Raw genomic sequence first — 16,260 nt, forward strand, 5'->3', positions numbered from 1 at the left:
ATGAGCGCGTACACGGACTTTTCGACCGGTGAGCCGATCGCCGACACCAAGGCTCCGGAGGGCCCGATCGAGGGGCGCTGGGACCGCCGCCGCTTCGAGGCGAAGCTGGTCAACCCGGCCAACCGCCGCAAGTACACGGTCATCGTGGTCGGTACGGGGCTCGCGGGCGGGGCGGCCGGGGCGACGCTGGCCGAACAGGGCTACCACGTCGTCCAGTTCTGCTACCAGGACTCGCCGCGCCGGGCGCACTCCATCGCCGCCCAGGGCGGGATCAACGCCGCCAAGAACTACCGCAACGACGGCGACTCCGTCCACCGCCTCTTCTACGACACCGTCAAGGGCGGCGACTTCCGCGCCCGCGAGGCGAACGTCCACCGGCTCGCCCAGGTGTCGGTGGAGATCATCGACCAGTGCGTGGCGCAGGGCGTGCCGTTCGCCCGCGAGTACGGCGGGCTGCTGGACACCCGCTCGTTCGGCGGCGTCCAGGTCTCCCGCACCTTCTACGCCCGCGGCCAGACCGGTCAGCAGCTGCTGCTCGGCGCGTATCAGGCGCTCAGCCGCCAGATCGCCGCCGGGAACGTGGAGATGCACGCGCGCACCGAGATGCTCGACCTGATCGTCGTGGGCGGGCGGGCCCGCGGCATCGTGGCCCGCGACCTGATCACCGGCCAGGTCTCCACCCACTTCGCGGACGCCGTGGTGCTGGCCTCCGGCGGCTACGGCAACGTCTTCTACCTCTCCACGAACGCCAAGAACTCCAATGCCACCGCGATCTGGCGGGCCCACCGGCGCGGCGCCTGGTTCGCCAACCCCTGCTTCACCCAGATCCACCCCACCTGCATCCCGCGCTCCGGCGACCACCAGTCCAAGCTGACGCTGATGAGCGAGTCGCTGCGCAACGACGGCCGCATCTGGGTGCCGAAGGCGAAGGGCGACACGCGCCCGCCCGCCGAGATCCCGGAGGACGAGCGCGACTACTACCTGGAGCGGATCTACCCGGCGTTCGGCAATCTGGTGCCGCGCGACATCGCCTCCCGCGCCGCGAAGAACGTGTGCGACGAGGGGCGCGGGGTGGGGCCCGGCGGGCAGGGCGTCTATCTGGACTTCGCGGACGCCATCGGGCGGCTGGGCCGGGCGGCGGTCGAGGAGAAGTACGGCAACCTCTTCGAGATGTACCAGCTGATCACGGCGGAGAACCCGTACGAGGTGCCGATGCGCATCTACCCCGCCATCCACTACACGATGGGCGGGCTGTGGGTGGACTACGACCTGCAGACCACGGTGCCCGGGCTGTTCGCGATCGGCGAGGCCAACTTCTCCGACCACGGCGCCAACCGGCTCGGCGCCTCCGCACTGATGCAGGGCCTGGCCGACGGCTACTTCGTCCTCCCGGCCACCATCAACGACTACCTGGCCCGCCATCCGCACGACGAGGTCGACCCGGCCCATCCGGCGGTGGTCGAGGCCCTGGTGTCGGTGACCGACCGGCTGCGGCGGCTGCTGGAGAACGACGGCGACCGCACCCCCGACTCCTTTCACCGGGAGCTGGGCGAGCTGCTGTGGGACGAGTGCGGCATGGCCCGCACCGAGACCGGGCTGCGCAAGGCGCTGGACCGCATCCCGGCGCTGCGCGAGGAGTTCTGGCGGCGGATCAAGGTGCCGGGCCGGGGCGAGGAGCTGAACCAGTCGCTGGAGAAGGCGAACCGGGTCGTCGACTATCTGGAGCTGGCCGAGCTGATGTGCCTGGACGCGCTGCACCGCGCCGAGTCCTGCGGCGGCCACTTCCGCGAGGAGAGCCAGACCGCGGACGGCGAGGCGGCCCGCGACGACGAGGCGTTCTCGTACGCGGCGGCCTGGGAGTTCGGCGGCACCGGCGGCGCGCCCGTGCTGCACCGCGAAGACCTGGTCTTCGAGTATGTCCACCCCACCCAGCGGAGTTACGCATGAGGCTCACCCTGCGGATCTGGCGCCAGCGCGGCCCCGAGGAGCCGGGCGCCCTGACCACTTACGAGGTCGAGGGCATCTCGCCCGAGATGTCCTTCCTGGAGATGCTCGACACGCTCAACGAGGAGCTGACCCTGCGCGGGGAGGAGCCCGTCGCGTTCGACCACGACTGCCGCGAGGGCATCTGCGGGGCGTGCGGCATGGTGATCAACGGGCAGGCGCACGGCCCCGTGCGCACCACCACCTGTCAGCTGCACATGCGGCACTTCCAGGACGGCGACACCATCGACGTGGAGCCGTGGCGCGCCGCCGCGTTCCCCGTCGTCAGGGATCTGGTGGTGGACCGGTCGGCGTTCGACCGGATCATCGGCTCGGGCGGCTTCATCTCCGCGCCGACCGGGAGCGCCCCGGAAGCGCACGCCACGGCCGTGCCGAAGCCGGTCGCGGACACCGCGTTCGAGCACGCGGAGTGCATCGGGTGCGGGGCGTGCGTGGCGGCCTGCCCCAATGGTTCGGCGATGCTGTTCACCTCGGCGAAGGTGACGCATCTGAACGTGCTGCCGCAGGGGCGGCCCGAGCGCGAGTCCCGGGTGCTGGACATGGTCGGCACGATGGACGAGGAGGGCTTCGGCGGCTGCACGAACACCGGGGAGTGCGCGGTGGCCTGCCCGAAGGGGATCCCGCTCCAGTCCATTTCGACCATGAACCGGGAGTTCCTTCGAGCAAGCCTCAAGAACGGTGGCCGCGACCGCCCCTGAGTGCCCCTACGCCTGCTGCTGCTCTTCCACCCAGCGCAGGAAGGCGATCTGCCGGGACATGAGGGTGACCAGCTCGTACGCGGTGTGCGAGGCGGCCACGGAGGTGATGTCGGCGTGGTCGTACGCGGGGGCGACCTCGACCAGGTCGGCGGAGACCAGATGGCAGTCGGCCAGTCCGCGCACGATCTCCAGCAGCTCCCGCGAGGTGAGCCCGCCCGCCTCGGGGGTGCCGGTGCCGGGGGCGTGCGAGGGGTCCAGGACGTCGATGTCCACCGAGATGTACAGCGGCCGCTTGCCGATCCGCTCCTTGAGCTGCTGCACCACCTCGTCGACACCGCGCCGCATCACATCGGCCGAGGTGACGATCCCGAAGCCCAGCTTCGTGTCCTCGTCCAGGTCACCCTTGCTGTACAGCGGGCCGCGGGTGCCGACGTGGGAGAGGGCGGAGGTGTCGAGGATGCCCTCCTCGACCGCGCGGCGGAACGGCGTGCCGTGGGTGTACTCGGCGCCGAAGTGGGTGTCCCAGGTGTCCAGATGGGCGTCGAAGTGCAGCAGCGCGACCGGGCCGTGCTTGCGGGCCACCGCGCGCAGGATCGGCAGCGCGATGGTGTGGTCGCCGCCCAGCGTCATCAGCTGCGCGCCCGTGGACAGCAGCTCCTCCGCGCCCGCCTCGATGTTCTCGACGGCCTCGTGGATGTTGTGCGGGTTGGCGGTGATGTCCCCGGCGTCCGCGACCTGGACGTAGTGGAACGGGTACGCGTCCTGCGCCGGGTTGTACGGGCGCAGCTGGCGCGACGCCTCCCGGATCGCGTTCCCGCCGAACCGGGCACCCGGCCGGTACGACACGCCCGCGTCGAACGGCACCCCGACCACCGCGATGTCCGTGGTGCCCACCTGGTCGAGGCGCGGGACGCGGCCGAAGGTCGCCGGGCCCGCGAAGTGCAGGGTGCGCTCGCTCTCCTCGGGCGGGACGGGCATGGCTGGGTCGCGAGGGGTCGCGGACATGGTCGGTTCTGAGCCCTTTGCATGGGGGGAAACGGCGAGGCAGTGAGTCCTGCCGTCAACCATTGAATCCCTCGATCGGGTGAATGCCCACCGTAATCACCCCCTAGAGGGAGTCACGCCCCTATCGGGCAGCCGGTACACGCCCAGGGCGCCACCCGGCGACCGGCCGCCGAAAGGCGGTGGCCGCCGGGTGACGACGTGCGCCTTACGGGTGGCCGGCCAGCGCCTGCGTACCCGGGCTACAGGATTCGAGCAGCGGGGCGAGCTCCGCGTCGGGCAGCTTCCGCGCGGCGCCGGGGCGGCCGCCGTCGAGCAGGGCGACGGACGCGTCCAGCCAGGTGGAATCCGGTTCCACACCGATGAATTCGGCCAGCCGGATCAGTTCCTTCTCCGGCTCCTCCAGAAGCGTCTCGTACGACAGCCCGGTGCGCTGTGCCGCCGGGACCGTCTCCAGCTTCTGGAGACCGTCGACGATCACACCGGACCAGATGGCGCCGAACGCGTCGAGCGGGATGGGGCGGTCCATCACCAGGGCCGGGTCCCACTCGTCGCTCAGCAGCGGAGCGAGGTCGGGCGGAAGCTGGTCCGCGTGCTCCGGGGTCAGCTCGTACGGCGAGTCCAGACCACAGCGAGCGGCCATCTCATGCCCCAGCGGAAGCATGCGGAAGCTGACATGCCGGCTCATGGAAACGGCGCAGTCGGGCCCTTCGCGGTAGAGATGAACGAACCGCGCCTCGGGGAAGGCGTGGTGCATTTCCTCGACCCGGCCGATGGACATACCGCTGCGCTCGACGACGGCGCCGGTATTGCCGAACCGTGCGCCGAGGGTTCCGAAGAGGGCCCACCAGTGGTCCGCCGGACGGCGCGTGGGCCAGGAGGTGACCTCGGACTCCAACTCGTCGAAGAGCGCGTCCGGGGCATCGGTCAGATGGGGCAGCACCATGAGGCTGATGGCCGGGATACCGGTGGTGCCGGCGTCGAACCGCCGCTCGGGCAGCCGGTGGTAGAGGAACTCGGGCGGAATGGCCCCGTTCTTGATCAGGACGTCGCTGACCGCGTTGGGCCGGGACAGATATTCCCAGAACTCCGGGCCGCTCAGCGGGGTCTCGCCCAGCACCGCCGACACCTCCGAAGCGGGAATGCTGGCGAACAATTCATTGACGCTGAGAACGTCTGGATGAAGATTGATGACCTTGGACAGAGCCGTCGAACCGCAACGGCCGGTGCCGACGACAAAAGTCAACTTCTGATTGAGCACGCGTACTTTCCTTACATTTGCTCGTGCAAGTCTGCATTCCCAGAGTGGCCATGGTGCACCACCGCTTGTCGTTGCGGCATGAATGGGCGTCTTGAGTCCACGCCCATCGCTCACCGAACTAAGGAAACGCCTCACAACGCGACGTGAAACGCGTATCTGTCGTTCCGGAGTTTCCGAAATTTTTGCGCAACTTTCACATCCGACAGGGATGTTACTCCTCATCACACCCCGCCCCATCAGCGGTGGAGCCCTGGTCGAGCGACCGCGGGGGGCTTCACAAGTCGGCTACGGTGCCGTGACCTAATCGAACACATTCAGCCGTGACGAGACAGTCATCTTTTCGCACCAACAGCACTGCTAGAGTGCCCACTTACTCCACACCCGTGTTGCACTGGCTGGCAAGCCCCAGCCTGACCGGGAGGGGTTGCGAACGCACGACACGATGTCGAACACACGGCATGACCCAGAGCAGTCATGCGGCCGCAGAGGGTGCGGCAAGGGGAGGGGCGGGCAGCACAAAAGGGCGGCACGGTATTTTCAACTCAGGGGACGGTGCGTTACCAGGTGCACCATGCACGGTGTTTCACCACCGCTGCGCACGAGTGAATTCGGGGAAGGTGTTTCGTACGTGTTGGTGGAGCGCGATCAGGAGATAGCTCGGCTCAATCGTCTCCTCTTCGAGGACGCCCGGGAGGGGAGCCGACTCGCCGTCATCAGCGGTGCCGTGACGTCGGGTAAGACCGCGCTGCTGCACGCGGTGACGGACACCGCGGGCACGCGGGGCGTCCGGGTGCTGCCCGCGGTCGCCTGCACTTCGGAGCAGAAGTTCCCGTACGCGGTGCTCGATCAGCTCTACCAGGGCATGCCGGCCCGTCTTCGGCACGCCCGGCCGCGGCCGGGTCTCGACGCGTCCCCGAATCCCTGCGACCCTGACCAGGTCGACCTGCCGCTCCTCCAGGAGTTCCACCGCACGCTAGAGGAACTGACCGATGACGCCCCGCTGCTGATCGCCATCGACGACGTCCAGTTCGCCGATCTGCCGTCGCTGCGCGCGCTCGCCTACGGCATCCGGCGTTGCCGCTCCGAGGCGCTGTCCATCGTGATGACCCGCGGCGCGCTCACCGGGCCCGCCACGTCGGTCCTGGACGAACTGCTGCACCGGCCGACCGTGTGCCACGTACGGCTCGCCCCGCTCACCGCCGCGGGCGTCGCCACCCTGCTGACCGAGGAACTCGGCCCCGCGGAGGCCGAGCGCCACGCCACCGCGTTCCACGACCTGACCGGCGGCAACCTGCTGCTGCTGCGCGGGCTGCTGGACGACCGGTTCTCCCGGCTCACCCGCGGCCCCCTCGACAGCGCGCCCGGCACGGCCGTCTCGGCGCCCGGCGAACTGTTCCGGCAGGCGGCGCTGTCCTGCGTCTACCGCGGCGGCCCGGCCCACCACCGGATCGCCCAGGGGATCGCGCTGCTGGGCGACGCCTCGTCCGTACCCCTGCTGAGCAGGCTCGTCGAGATCGAGGAGCGCCAGGTGCGGCAGGCCGTCGCGGCGCTCGCCGAGGTGGGCATCCTGCGCGGCGCCCACTTCAGGAGCGCCGAGGCGCGCACCGTACTGCTGGACGACCTGCCCGCGGACGAACTCGGCACGCTGCACCACCGGGCCGCGCGGCTGCTGCACGACGAGGGCGCCGACCCCGTCGACGTGGCCGGTCATCTGCTCCACCACGAACTGGCCGAGCCGGTCGAGGAGTGGATCCCCGCGACCCTGCGCGACGCCGCCCGGCACGCGGTCGCCGCCGACTGCATGGAACTGGCCGTCAACTGCCTGCAGATGGCCCACCGATGTACCACTGACGAGCGGGAGACGCTCATCCTCCAGGCCACGATGGTGGAAGCCATGTGGCCGTTCAATCCGCTCTCCCAGCTGCGCCGGCTCCAGTCGCTGGCCGGTCCCGCCGGGAGCGGGCTGCTGCCGCCGGAGTACGCGATACCCGTCGTCCAGAAGCTGCTGACCCTCGGCCAGACGGACGAGGCCGCCGCCGCCCTCGACCGGATCGGCCGGGTCGCCGCCCAGAGCCCCGGCTCGGACCTCGGCACCACGCTGCGGACCATCGACCTCGCCGTGGCCTCCACCTACCCCGGCTCCCCCGCGCTGCGGACCTATCTGGAGCGGGCCGAGCCGGACGGCCCCCGGGCCGACGGCCCCCCGGCGGGCGAGCCGACCCTCGAGTCGCCGCAGCTCACCGCGGGCAAGGCGCTGCGGACCGTGCTGCGCCACGGCGCCGACGACCGCGCCGTACGCTCCGTGGAACGGGTGCTGGAGACCTCCCGGCTCACCGACACGACCCTGCCGACGGTGCAGGCCGCGCTGCAGGCCCTCATCTACGCGGACCGGCTGGCCTCCGCCACCTCTTGGTGCGACCAGCTGATCGAGCAGTGCGAGCGGCGCGGCGCCAAGGCGGTGCTGGCCTCCTTCCTCGCCCTGCGCGCCCAGATCGCGATCCGGGCCGGCCGGCTGCCGGACGCGGTGCGCTACGCGGAGCGGGCGTTGGAGGAGCTTCCGGCCCGCGGCTGGGGTATCACCGTCGGCACGCCGCTCGCGATGCTGGTCAACGCGCACACCGCGATGGGCCACCACGACACCGCCGCCGAGATCCTGGCGCGGCCGGTGCCGGAGGAGATGTACCGGAGCCGGTACGGGCTCCACTACCTGTACGCCCGCGCCTGCCACCAGCTGGCCACCGGGCGCCAGCACGCCGCCCTCACCGACTTCCGGGCCTGCGGCGAGAAGATGACCGCCTGGGGTCTGGACTCGCCCGCCATGCTGCCCTGGCGGCTCGGCGCCGCCGACACCTGGCTGACCCTCGGCAGCCAGGACCGGGCCGCGCGGCTGGCCCAGGAACAGCTGGAGCTGATCGGCGACAGGCCCTCCCGCGCCCGCGGCGCCGCGCTGCGCGTCCTGGCCGCCACCCGGCCGGTGAGCGAGCGGCCCGCCCTGCTCCAGCAGGCCATCGCCGTGCTCCAGGAGAGCGGCGGCTGGTACGAGATGGCGCGGGCGCTGGCGGATCTCGCCGAGGCGCACAAGCAACTCGGCGACCTGGACAACGGACGGCTGATGACCCGGCGGGCCCTGTGGCTCGCGGACAGCTGCGGCGCCGAGGAGCTGTCCCGCTCGCTGCAGCGGACTCCGGGGCGCTCCGCCCTGTCGGAGGCGGCCCGCACCGGCGAGGACACGACCGCGTTCTCCGAACTGTCCGACGCCGAGAGCCGGGTGGCCGCGCTCGCCGCCTCGGGCTACACCAACCGGGAGATCGCCGCCAAGCTCTACATCACCATCTCCACGGTGGAGCAGCACCTCACCCGGGTCTACCGGAAGATCAACATCAGTCAGCGCCGCGATCTGCCCGCGAGCCTCGACTTCGATGTCGCCCACACCGCCTGATATCCCCGCGATGCCTGATTTCCACGCGATTCCGCACGGCCCCAAGAGGTTGTTTCCATGACGTCTGCGCCCGCGTCTCCCCTGACGATGCTGGTACCGGACTTTCCTTTCTCCTACGACAGTTGGCTGACCCATCCAGCTGGTCTGGGCGCGGTGCCGAGCGAACGGCACGGCACCGAAGTCGCGGTCATCGGCGGCGGAATGTCCGGGATGACGGCGGCATATGAACTGCTGCGTCTGGGACTGCGTCCGGTCGTCTACGAAGCGGAGCAATTGGGCGGCCGGATGCGTTCCACGCCCTTTCCCGGGAATCCGGAGTATGTGGCGGAAATGGGCGCCATGCGCTTCCCCCTCTCCGCGACCGCGCTGTTCCACTACATCGGCACGCTGGGGCTGGCCACCCGGCCCTTTCCGAACCCCCTGGCGCCCGCCACCCCCAGCACCCTGATCGACCTGAACGGCGGGCGCCGCCAGGCCCGCACCCCCGACGACCTCCCTTCCGTCTACCAGGAGGTCGCCGACGCCTGGGAAAAGGCGCTCCAGGAGCGGGCCGAGCTGTCCACCCTGCGGGACGCCATCCAGCGGCGGGACACCCTCACCCTGAAGGCCGTCTGGGACCGGCTGGTCAGGGAGTTCGACGACCAGTCCTTCTACGGCTTCCTCGCCACCTCCCCCACCTTCCAGTCGTTCCGCCACCGGGAGATCTTCGGCCAGGTCGGCTTCGGCACCGGCGGCTGGGACACCGACTTCCCCAACTCGGTGCTGGAGATCCTGCGCGTCGTCGTCACCGAGGCCGACGACCACCAGGTCGGCATCGTCGGCGGCTCCCAGCAACTGCCGCGCGGCCTGTGGGAGCACGCCCCGGCCGGGCCCGCGCACTGGCCGGAGGGCACCTCACTGGCGTCGCTGCACGACGGCGGGCCGGCACCCGCGGTCACCCGGCTGCGGCGGGCGGGGAGCGGCATCCGGGTACGGGACGAGAGCGGCGCGGAGCGCGCGTTCCCCGCGGTGGTCTTCAGCCCGCACGTATGGACCCTGCTGAACCGGATCGACTGCGACCCGGCGCTGCTTCCCACCCCGCTGTGGACGGCGGTCGAACGCACCCACTACATGGGCGCCTCCAAGCTGTTCGTCCTGGTCGACCGGCCGTTCTGGCGGGACACCGACCCGGCGACCGGCCGGGACGTGATGAGCATGACGCTCACCGACCGGATGCCGCGCGGGGTCTATCTGTTCGACGACGGGCCCGACCGGCCCGGGGTGATGTGCCTGTCGTACACCTGGAACGACGACTCGCTGAAGGTCGCCACCCTCTCGCCGGAGGACCGGCTGGAGCGGCTGCTGAGCCAGCTGGGCGCGATCTACCCGGACGTCGACATCCGCTCGCACATCGTCGCGGGGCCTCTGACCGTCACCTGGGAGACCGAGCCGCGCTTCATGGGCGCGTTCAAGTCCAACCTGCCCGGCCACTACCGCTACCAGCGGCGGCTGTTCACCCAGTTCATGCAGCAGGACATGCCCCCGGAGCAGCGCGGCTTCTTCCTGTGCGGGGACGACGTGTCCTGGACGGCCGGATTCGCGGAGGGCGCGGTGACCACGGCGCTCAACGCGGTGTGGGGGGTGCTCGACCACCTGGGCGGCGCCACCCACCCGGACAACCCGGGCCCGGGCGACCGCTTCCACGACTTCGCCCCCATGGAGCTTCCGTACGACTAGGGGTTTCCCTAGAACTAGTAGGGGGGCCGGTGCTGAGCACCGGCCCCCCTTTCGTCTCCGCGGTGCCGCTAGCCCCGCGCGATCTCTTCCAGACGGCGCTTGTCCGGCTTGCCGTTGCGGTTGAGCGGGAAGGCGTCCAGCACCTCGACCCGGTTGGGCTGCTCGTAGACCGGCAGCACCTGGCACAGCCGCTCGCGCCAGTACTTGGCGTCCCGCTGCTCCTCGTCCTCGACGAAGAAGACCAGCTGCACATCGCCGCGGCGGCGCTCGTCGGGGAGCGGCACGATCCGGGTGGAGATGTGCGCGATGGCGGCCTTGCGCTCGACCAGCTCGGGGTAGAGCAGATAGCCGTAGCGGTGCACCGCGAACTTCCGGCCCAGGACGAAGAGGTTGTCGTCCTCGTCCAGGTAGCCGAGGTCGCCGGTGGCGTGCCAGCCGGTCGGCATGGCGTCGATGCCGCCGTCCTCGTCGAGGTGGCCCTCCAGCGCGTCCGGGGTGTCGACCTCGATCTCACCGGCCTGGCCGGGGGCGGCCGGGACGCCGGACTCGTCGATGACGCGGAGCTTGATGCCGTCCATGGCCCGGCCGCAGGAGACCGGGTTGTCCAGGGTGGCGAAGGCGATGTTGCCCAGCTCGGTGCTGCCGTAGCTGTCCAGCAGCGGCAGCCCGAACTCGGCGGCGTAGCCCTCGGAGAGCGCGCCGTCGAGCGGTGCCGCGCCCGAGCAGAACATGCGGACCTGCTCCAGCCGCGCCCGCAGCGAGGGCTTCCGGCCGACCAGGTTGAGCATGGTGCGGTAGCTGGACGGGGTGGCGTCGAGCACGGTCGCGCCGGTCCGCCCCGCCATCTGCACGGCCCGGTCGAGGCGCTTGTAGGGGGCGATCACCAGGGAGCAGCGGGTGAGCCAGGCGATGAGCACCATGGACAGCCCGTACTGGTGGGCGAAGGGCAGCAGCGGCAGCAGGACGTCGTCCTCGCGGTGCCCCACCTGGGCGGCGTTGCGCTCCAGGTTGGTCAGGAACTTGCGGCCGGACTTGACCGCGCCCTTGGGCTCGCCGGTGGAGCCGGACGTCCACATGATGAGGCCGTCCTGCCGGTCGGCCCAGGCGTCGAAGGACAGCTTCTGGGCGCTGAGCGGGCGTCCGGCGGCCGGGGCGATCAGCTCGTAGAGGTTCACCACACGGGCGTCGTCGTGGATCGGGGAGTCGTCGTCGACGAAGGCGATCCCGGCGCCGGTGCGCCGGGCTATCCGCCGGGTCTCGTCCGGGTGCTCCTGCTGGTCGATCAGCACGATGGAGGCGCCGACGTGCATGAGGGCGAACAGCACGCTGACGTAGGCGGCGGAGTTGCCCGCCTTGAGGATGACGCGGTCGCCCGGGGCGACCCCGTGCTCGCGGATCACATCGGCGACGCGGATCGCGTCCAGCTCGAAGTCGGCCAGGGTCTGCACCGAGTCGAGCGCGTAGATCTTCGCGGTCATCGAACGTACTCTTTCCTTTTCACTCAGGAGTACGGGCAGCCCTGGGCTTGTCCCCCTAGGCTCCCTTGTCTTCGGCGCCGGTTTCCCACTCGGCATCGACGGTGGACTGCGAGAGCAACTGGTCGTGCACCAGGTTGACGACCTCTCGTCGGCTCGAGTCGAGGTAGCCGTAGGAGCCGGGAAACACCTCGAGGTCGAATCGTCCGCTCGTCCGCCGCCGCCAGGCCCGTACACCGCGCAGCGGGGTCCTGGGGTCGCCCTCACCGGCGAGGGCGACGATCCGGCAGCCGAGCGCGGGCGGCCCCAGGGGCATGCCCCAGTGCGCGGTCCGGCCGGATACGAACAGGGTCAGCAGCGGCGTCCCGGTCTCCCGTTCCAGGCGCTCGGCCACGCGGTAGGCCAGGTCGGCGCCTGCCCGGTGGCCGAAGAAGGCGAGTGGGCGGTCCATCCACTCCCCCAGCGCTCCGAAGATCCGGTCGGCCAGCTCCGGCGAGTCGGTCAGCCGCTCGTCGTCGCCGTCCTCGCTCCCGCCGTACAGGGGGTACTGGATCGCCAGCACCTCCACCGTGGGCAGCAGAAGCTCGGACAGGGAGAGGTAGTACGCGGTGGAGCGGGCGGACTCCGGGAAACAGATCAGCCGGAAACTGCTCGGAGTTTCCGTTTGCAATATCCGAATAAGGCCCACATCATCGGGCTTGATCTGGCTCAAGGAGCACATCCCCGGGATTGCACTGAGGGGCCGGGCACGAGTACACGGTGGGGCGCGTCGACCACGCTCGTCCGAGGCGCTGACTCCGTGAGGTTATGAGCCCTTCTCCTGCGCCACAACCCCTAGTAACCGCTATTCGAGGTACGCCTTATATGCGGGTACCGCGCCATCCCGGGGTGATACGGGGCCCGGGGGCGCGCCCCCTTAACCCCCCTCACTTGTGCCATCACCCCCTAAGCAGGGGGCAGTTACTCACTCCCAGTCAAGCGGCTGTGTTAAACATGAGGCAAAGAATGTTCTCCTCAAGCCAATTAAATTCGGTGCGACGACAGCGATGAACACAACACGTCCCATTGATTTCGCCGCCGTTGTCGACGGCTTGGTCAAGAAGTACCCCGGGCGCCCCGTCCCGGCGGTCGACAATCTCAGCTTCACCGTGAGGCACGGCGAGGTCTTCGGCTTCCTCGGCCCCAACGGAGCCGGCAAGACCACCACCATCGGCATCCTGACCACCCGGATCGCCCCCACCGGCGGACGCGCCTTCGTCCAGGGCGTCGACGTGATAGCCAGGCCCGCGGTGGCCCGGCAGTCCTTCGCCGTCGTGCCGCAGCGCAACAACCTCGACCGGTCACTGACGATTCGTCAGAATCTTACGTTCCACGCCGGTTACCACGGGCTCTCCCGTGCGGAGCGCGGTCGGCTGGCGGACGAGAGCCTGGAGTGGCTCGGCCTCACCGACCACGCCAAGAACCGGGCGGACCAGGTCTCCGGCGGTCAGGCGCAGCGCGTGATGATCGCGCGGGCGCTGATGCACCGCCCCCGGGTGCTGTTCCTCGACGAACCGGCCACCGGTCTGGACCCGCAGTCGCAGATCTTCGTGCGCGACCGGATAGCCGACCTCAAGAACCGTGGCGTCACGGTGGTGCTCACCACCCACGACATGGAGGAGGCCTCCAGGCTGTGTGACCGGATCGGCATCGTCGACCACGGCAAGCTGCTCGCCCTGGACACCCCCGAGGCGCTGACCAGCAGGATGAGCAACACCGCCCTGACCGTGACGGTGCGGCCGCCGTACAGCGGCATGAACGGCGTGGTCCAGCTGGTGCAGAGCCTCGGTGTCGCGGAGCGGGTCGAGGTGCTGCAGCAGGAGGACCCCACCGCACAGGGCGCAGACGGCGACGGGACCTTCCGGATGAAGGTCTACAGCAACGCGTCGTCCTCCGTGCTCCTGCCCACTGTCATCAAGGCCCTGTCCGACACCGGCTGTGAAATCAAGGACCTGAATGTGAGCAAGGCGAGCCTGGAAGACGTGTTTGTCGAGCTGACGGGGAAGGAGATGCGATGAGCTCCTCCGCACGCCCCCCGTCCTCGGCCGGCGGAAACACCGGTGGCGAGGCCGCTGAGGAGAAGCCCGGGACGGGTCCGGCGGCGTCCGCGAGCCGGGGCGGCCGGGGTGACTCCGCCGACCGGGGCGCCGAGCGTCAGCCCGCCGACACCAGGACCACGAACTTCAGGACCTCGGACTTCGGGGTCCCGGGCGCCAGGCCGGACGGGAACAGGGCCGACGACCCGAGGGCCGCCGCCGGTCCGAGGACCGCCGATCCGAGGGGCGCCGACCCCAGGGCCGCCGGTCCGAGGACCGCCGATCCCAGGGGCACCGATCCGAGGGCCGCCGAGTCCCGGTCCGCCGAGGACGACGGTTTCGAGGACACCCGGACCGCGCTCGTCCCGGCCAGGCAGCGCGCCCCGCTGCCCGCCGCCACGGACGACCGGAAGACCCCCGCGGTCCCGCCGGTCAAGCACGAGCCCAAGCCGTACGAGGCCAGGTCTCATGAGCCCCGGCCCCCCGAGGCCAGGCATGAGACCCGGCACGACACCCGGCACGAGGCCAGGCCGCACCCGGCCGGGGACACGGGCCCCAGGCAGGGCGACATCGGCGACACGCTGACCCTGGTCATCAAGCCCATACCGGCCCCGTCGGCTTCCCAGGCCGCGCAGGACGCCAAGGCCGCGCTGAACAGCATCATCGCTGCGGCCGAGGCCCGTGCGCCCCTCGTGGAGCCCGAGCCGGAGCCCTCGCCCGAACTGGATCTGCCCGACGGGAAGCGCCGCGGCGGGCGCCACCGGCGCCGCGCCAACCGGTGGCGGACGTTCTTCTTCATCCTGTGGCGCGACATCTTCGTCACCGGCCGCGAGATCGGTCCCTTCCTGGGACAGGTCATCGTGGAACCGTTCTTCATGCTCTTCGTCTTCGGCAAGGTGCTCGGCGAGATCGGCATGACCCAGCCCGGATTCCAGCAGGTGCTGCTGCCCGGTGTGGTGGCGCTCAACAGCTTCCTGGTCTCCCTGCAGAACACCGCGTTGCCGCTGGCCATCGACTTCTCCTGGACCAAGGAGATCGAGGACCGATTGCTCTCGCCGCTCCCGACCGGCCTGGTGGCGGTGGAGAAGGCGCTCTTCGGAGCGATGCGCGGGGTGATCGGCGCCCTGGTCATGATCCCGATCGGTCTGCTGCTGCTGGACGGCGTCTCCTGGCCGCTGTCCAAGATGCCGGAGACCCTGGGCATCCTCAGCCTCGGCGGACTGGTCGGCGGCGCGGTCGGGCTCACCCTCGGCACCCTGGCGCCCGCGCGCCACATCTCCATCGTCTTCGCCATGACGCTCACCCCGATCATGTTCACCGGGGCCACGCAGTTCCCGTGGCGGAGCCTGGACGGTGTCCGCTGGTTCCAGATCCTGTGCACCTTCAACCCGCTGACCTACGTCACCGAGGCGATGCGCGGGCTGCTGCTGCCCGATGCGCCCGGGGTGCCGCCGTCGATCCCGCTGTGGATCTGCGCGTGCGCCATCGGGGCGTCCCTCCTGATTTTCGGGTTCATCGGTATCCGGGGCTTCAACCGCCGGGCGCAGGACTGAGCGACGGCAGGTCCAGAGAGTAAGGCACCACACCATGACGGCATCCGAGCAGACCAAGACAGCCATTGTTTTCCCGGGCATGGGACCTTCCGGCTTCTCCGAGGTGGGCAGGTTCCTGACGCTCGACCCGTTCGCCCGGAAGCGGCTCGCCGAGGCCGACGAGGCGCTGGGCTACTCGGTCTTCGACCGGCTCCGCGACTCCGAGGACGACTACGACGAGGCCACCCAGGTGGCCTTCCTGGTGAACTCGATGGCCTCGGCGGACCGGGCGGAGCAGGTGCACGGCCTCGTCCCGGACCTGTGCGTGGGCCCCAGCTTCGGGCAGAAGGCGGCGACGGCCTACGTCGGTTCGCTGCCGTTTCCCGAGGTGGTGCGGCTCACCGCGGAGATGGCCCGCTGCGAGCACACGTACTTCACCGAGGAGTACCAGGACGCGGTCACCCACACCTTCGTCCGCACCCCGCAGGAGAAGCTGACGGAAATCCTCACCGAACTCGGTGAGCGCGGCGAGTGGTACGACTACTCCGGCCATCTCGACGACGGCTTCTTCATGGTCTCGCTGCGCGAGAAGGAGCTCGACGGGTTCAAGAAGGCGATCAGCCAGGCCGGCGGCTACTCCATGTACACCATGGTCCCGGCGGTGCACGCGCCCGCGTTCGCGGAGCTGCGGCGCCGGGCCGCCGAGGAGATCCTGCCGAAGTACGACCTCCTCGACCCGAAGCTTCCCGTGGTAACCGACCAGGAGGGCACGATCGTGACCTCGGCCGGGGAGCTGCGCACGATGCTGCTGGACACCTTCGACCTGCCCATCCACTGGCCCAAGGTCGTCGACACGCTGAAGGGTGCCGGGGTGTCGAAGATGTACATCACCGGCCCGGACAACCTCTTCCACCGGCTGGACCGCACCAAGTCCAACTTCGAGGTCGTGACGGTGGGGCCGGGCAAGCGCTCGCGCCCCGCCCGTACGCGCTGATCCCCCTCCGCGACACCCGCGCAGCACGGCAACACCCGCACAGCACAAGGGCCGGGCCCCGTCC

At 70.1% G+C, this 16,260-nt stretch carries 11 protein-coding genes; 7 read left to right on the top strand and 4 right to left on the bottom strand.

Going from position 1 to position 16,260, the window contains the following annotated elements; translation table 11 throughout:
* Both ACZ59A_RS05410 and ACZ59A_RS05415 read left to right on the top strand, forming a co-directional pair.
* The gene (locus ACZ59A_RS05410; RefSeq protein ID WP_470953758.1) at positions 1-1,947 is read left to right on the top strand and encodes a fumarate reductase/succinate dehydrogenase flavoprotein subunit; all 1,947 of its coding nucleotides are present in this window, start codon (positions 1-3) and stop codon (positions 1,945-1,947) included.
* Positions 1,944-2,702: a succinate dehydrogenase/fumarate reductase iron-sulfur subunit gene (locus ACZ59A_RS05415; RefSeq protein ID WP_470953759.1), complete on the top strand. Its 759-nt coding sequence runs from the start codon at positions 1,944-1,946 to the stop codon at positions 2,700-2,702. Before ACZ59A_RS05410 ends, ACZ59A_RS05415 begins: the two co-directional genes overlap by 4 nt.
* A 6-nt stretch (positions 2,703-2,708) precedes the next feature.
* Here ACZ59A_RS05415 and speB read toward each other — a convergent pair whose 3' ends face one another.
* Positions 2,709-3,680 (bottom strand): agmatinase, encoded by a 972-nt coding sequence (gene speB / locus ACZ59A_RS05420; RefSeq protein ID WP_468050160.1) that lies wholly within the window; start codon positions 3,678-3,680, stop codon positions 2,709-2,711.
* A 232-nt stretch (positions 3,681-3,912) separates the two neighbouring features.
* Entirely contained in the window at positions 3,913-4,965 is a 1,053-nt protein-coding gene (locus ACZ59A_RS05425; RefSeq protein ID WP_470953761.1) for a sulfotransferase, read from the bottom strand.
* A 628-nt stretch (positions 4,966-5,593) separates the two neighbouring features.
* Between ACZ59A_RS05425 and ACZ59A_RS05430 the strand changes: the two genes are divergently transcribed.
* Together ACZ59A_RS05430 and ACZ59A_RS05435 are read left to right on the top strand one after the other, a co-directional pair.
* The gene (locus ACZ59A_RS05430; protein ID WP_470953763.1) at positions 5,594-8,404 is read left to right on the top strand and encodes a helix-turn-helix transcriptional regulator; all 2,811 of its coding nucleotides are present in this window, start codon (positions 5,594-5,596) and stop codon (positions 8,402-8,404) included.
* Between the two features lie 57 nt (positions 8,405-8,461).
* Positions 8,462-10,120, top strand: a complete 1,659-nt coding sequence (locus ACZ59A_RS05435) for a flavin monoamine oxidase family protein (RefSeq protein WP_470953765.1) — start codon at positions 8,462-8,464, stop codon at positions 10,118-10,120.
* 68 nt (positions 10,121-10,188) lie between these two features.
* Here the strand turns inward: ACZ59A_RS05435 and ACZ59A_RS05440 are convergent, their stop codons facing one another.
* Positions 10,189-11,598, bottom strand: coding sequence for a class I adenylate-forming enzyme family protein (locus ACZ59A_RS05440; RefSeq protein WP_470953768.1), 1,410 nt, complete (start codon positions 11,596-11,598; stop codon positions 10,189-10,191).
* Between the two features lie 55 nt (positions 11,599-11,653).
* The gene (locus ACZ59A_RS05445; protein WP_468050042.1) at positions 11,654-12,265 is read right to left on the bottom strand and encodes a thioesterase II family protein; all 612 of its coding nucleotides are present in this window, start codon (positions 12,263-12,265) and stop codon (positions 11,654-11,656) included.
* Between the two features lie 376 nt (positions 12,266-12,641).
* On the opposite strand from ACZ59A_RS05445, the gene ACZ59A_RS05450 reads away from it, so the two are divergent.
* Genes ACZ59A_RS05450 through ACZ59A_RS05460 form a run of 3 tightly spaced genes read left to right on the top strand, consistent with a single transcriptional unit; the run spans position 12,642 to position 16,196 of the window.
* Positions 12,642-13,652: an ABC transporter ATP-binding protein gene (locus ACZ59A_RS05450; protein WP_470953779.1), complete on the top strand. Its 1,011-nt coding sequence runs from the start codon at positions 12,642-12,644 to the stop codon at positions 13,650-13,652.
* On the top strand, positions 13,649-15,223 hold the full coding sequence (locus ACZ59A_RS05455; protein ID WP_470953782.1) for an ABC transporter permease: 1,575 nt from the start codon (positions 13,649-13,651) through the stop codon (positions 15,221-15,223). Before ACZ59A_RS05450 ends, ACZ59A_RS05455 begins: the two co-directional genes overlap by 4 nt.
* A 34-nt stretch (positions 15,224-15,257) precedes the next feature.
* On the top strand, positions 15,258-16,196 hold the full coding sequence (locus ACZ59A_RS05460; RefSeq protein WP_470953785.1) for an ACP S-malonyltransferase: 939 nt from the start codon (positions 15,258-15,260) through the stop codon (positions 16,194-16,196).
* Positions 16,197-16,260: the final 64 nt, after the last annotated feature.

This window comes from Streptomyces sp. NPDC040405, from assembly GCF_055595765.1.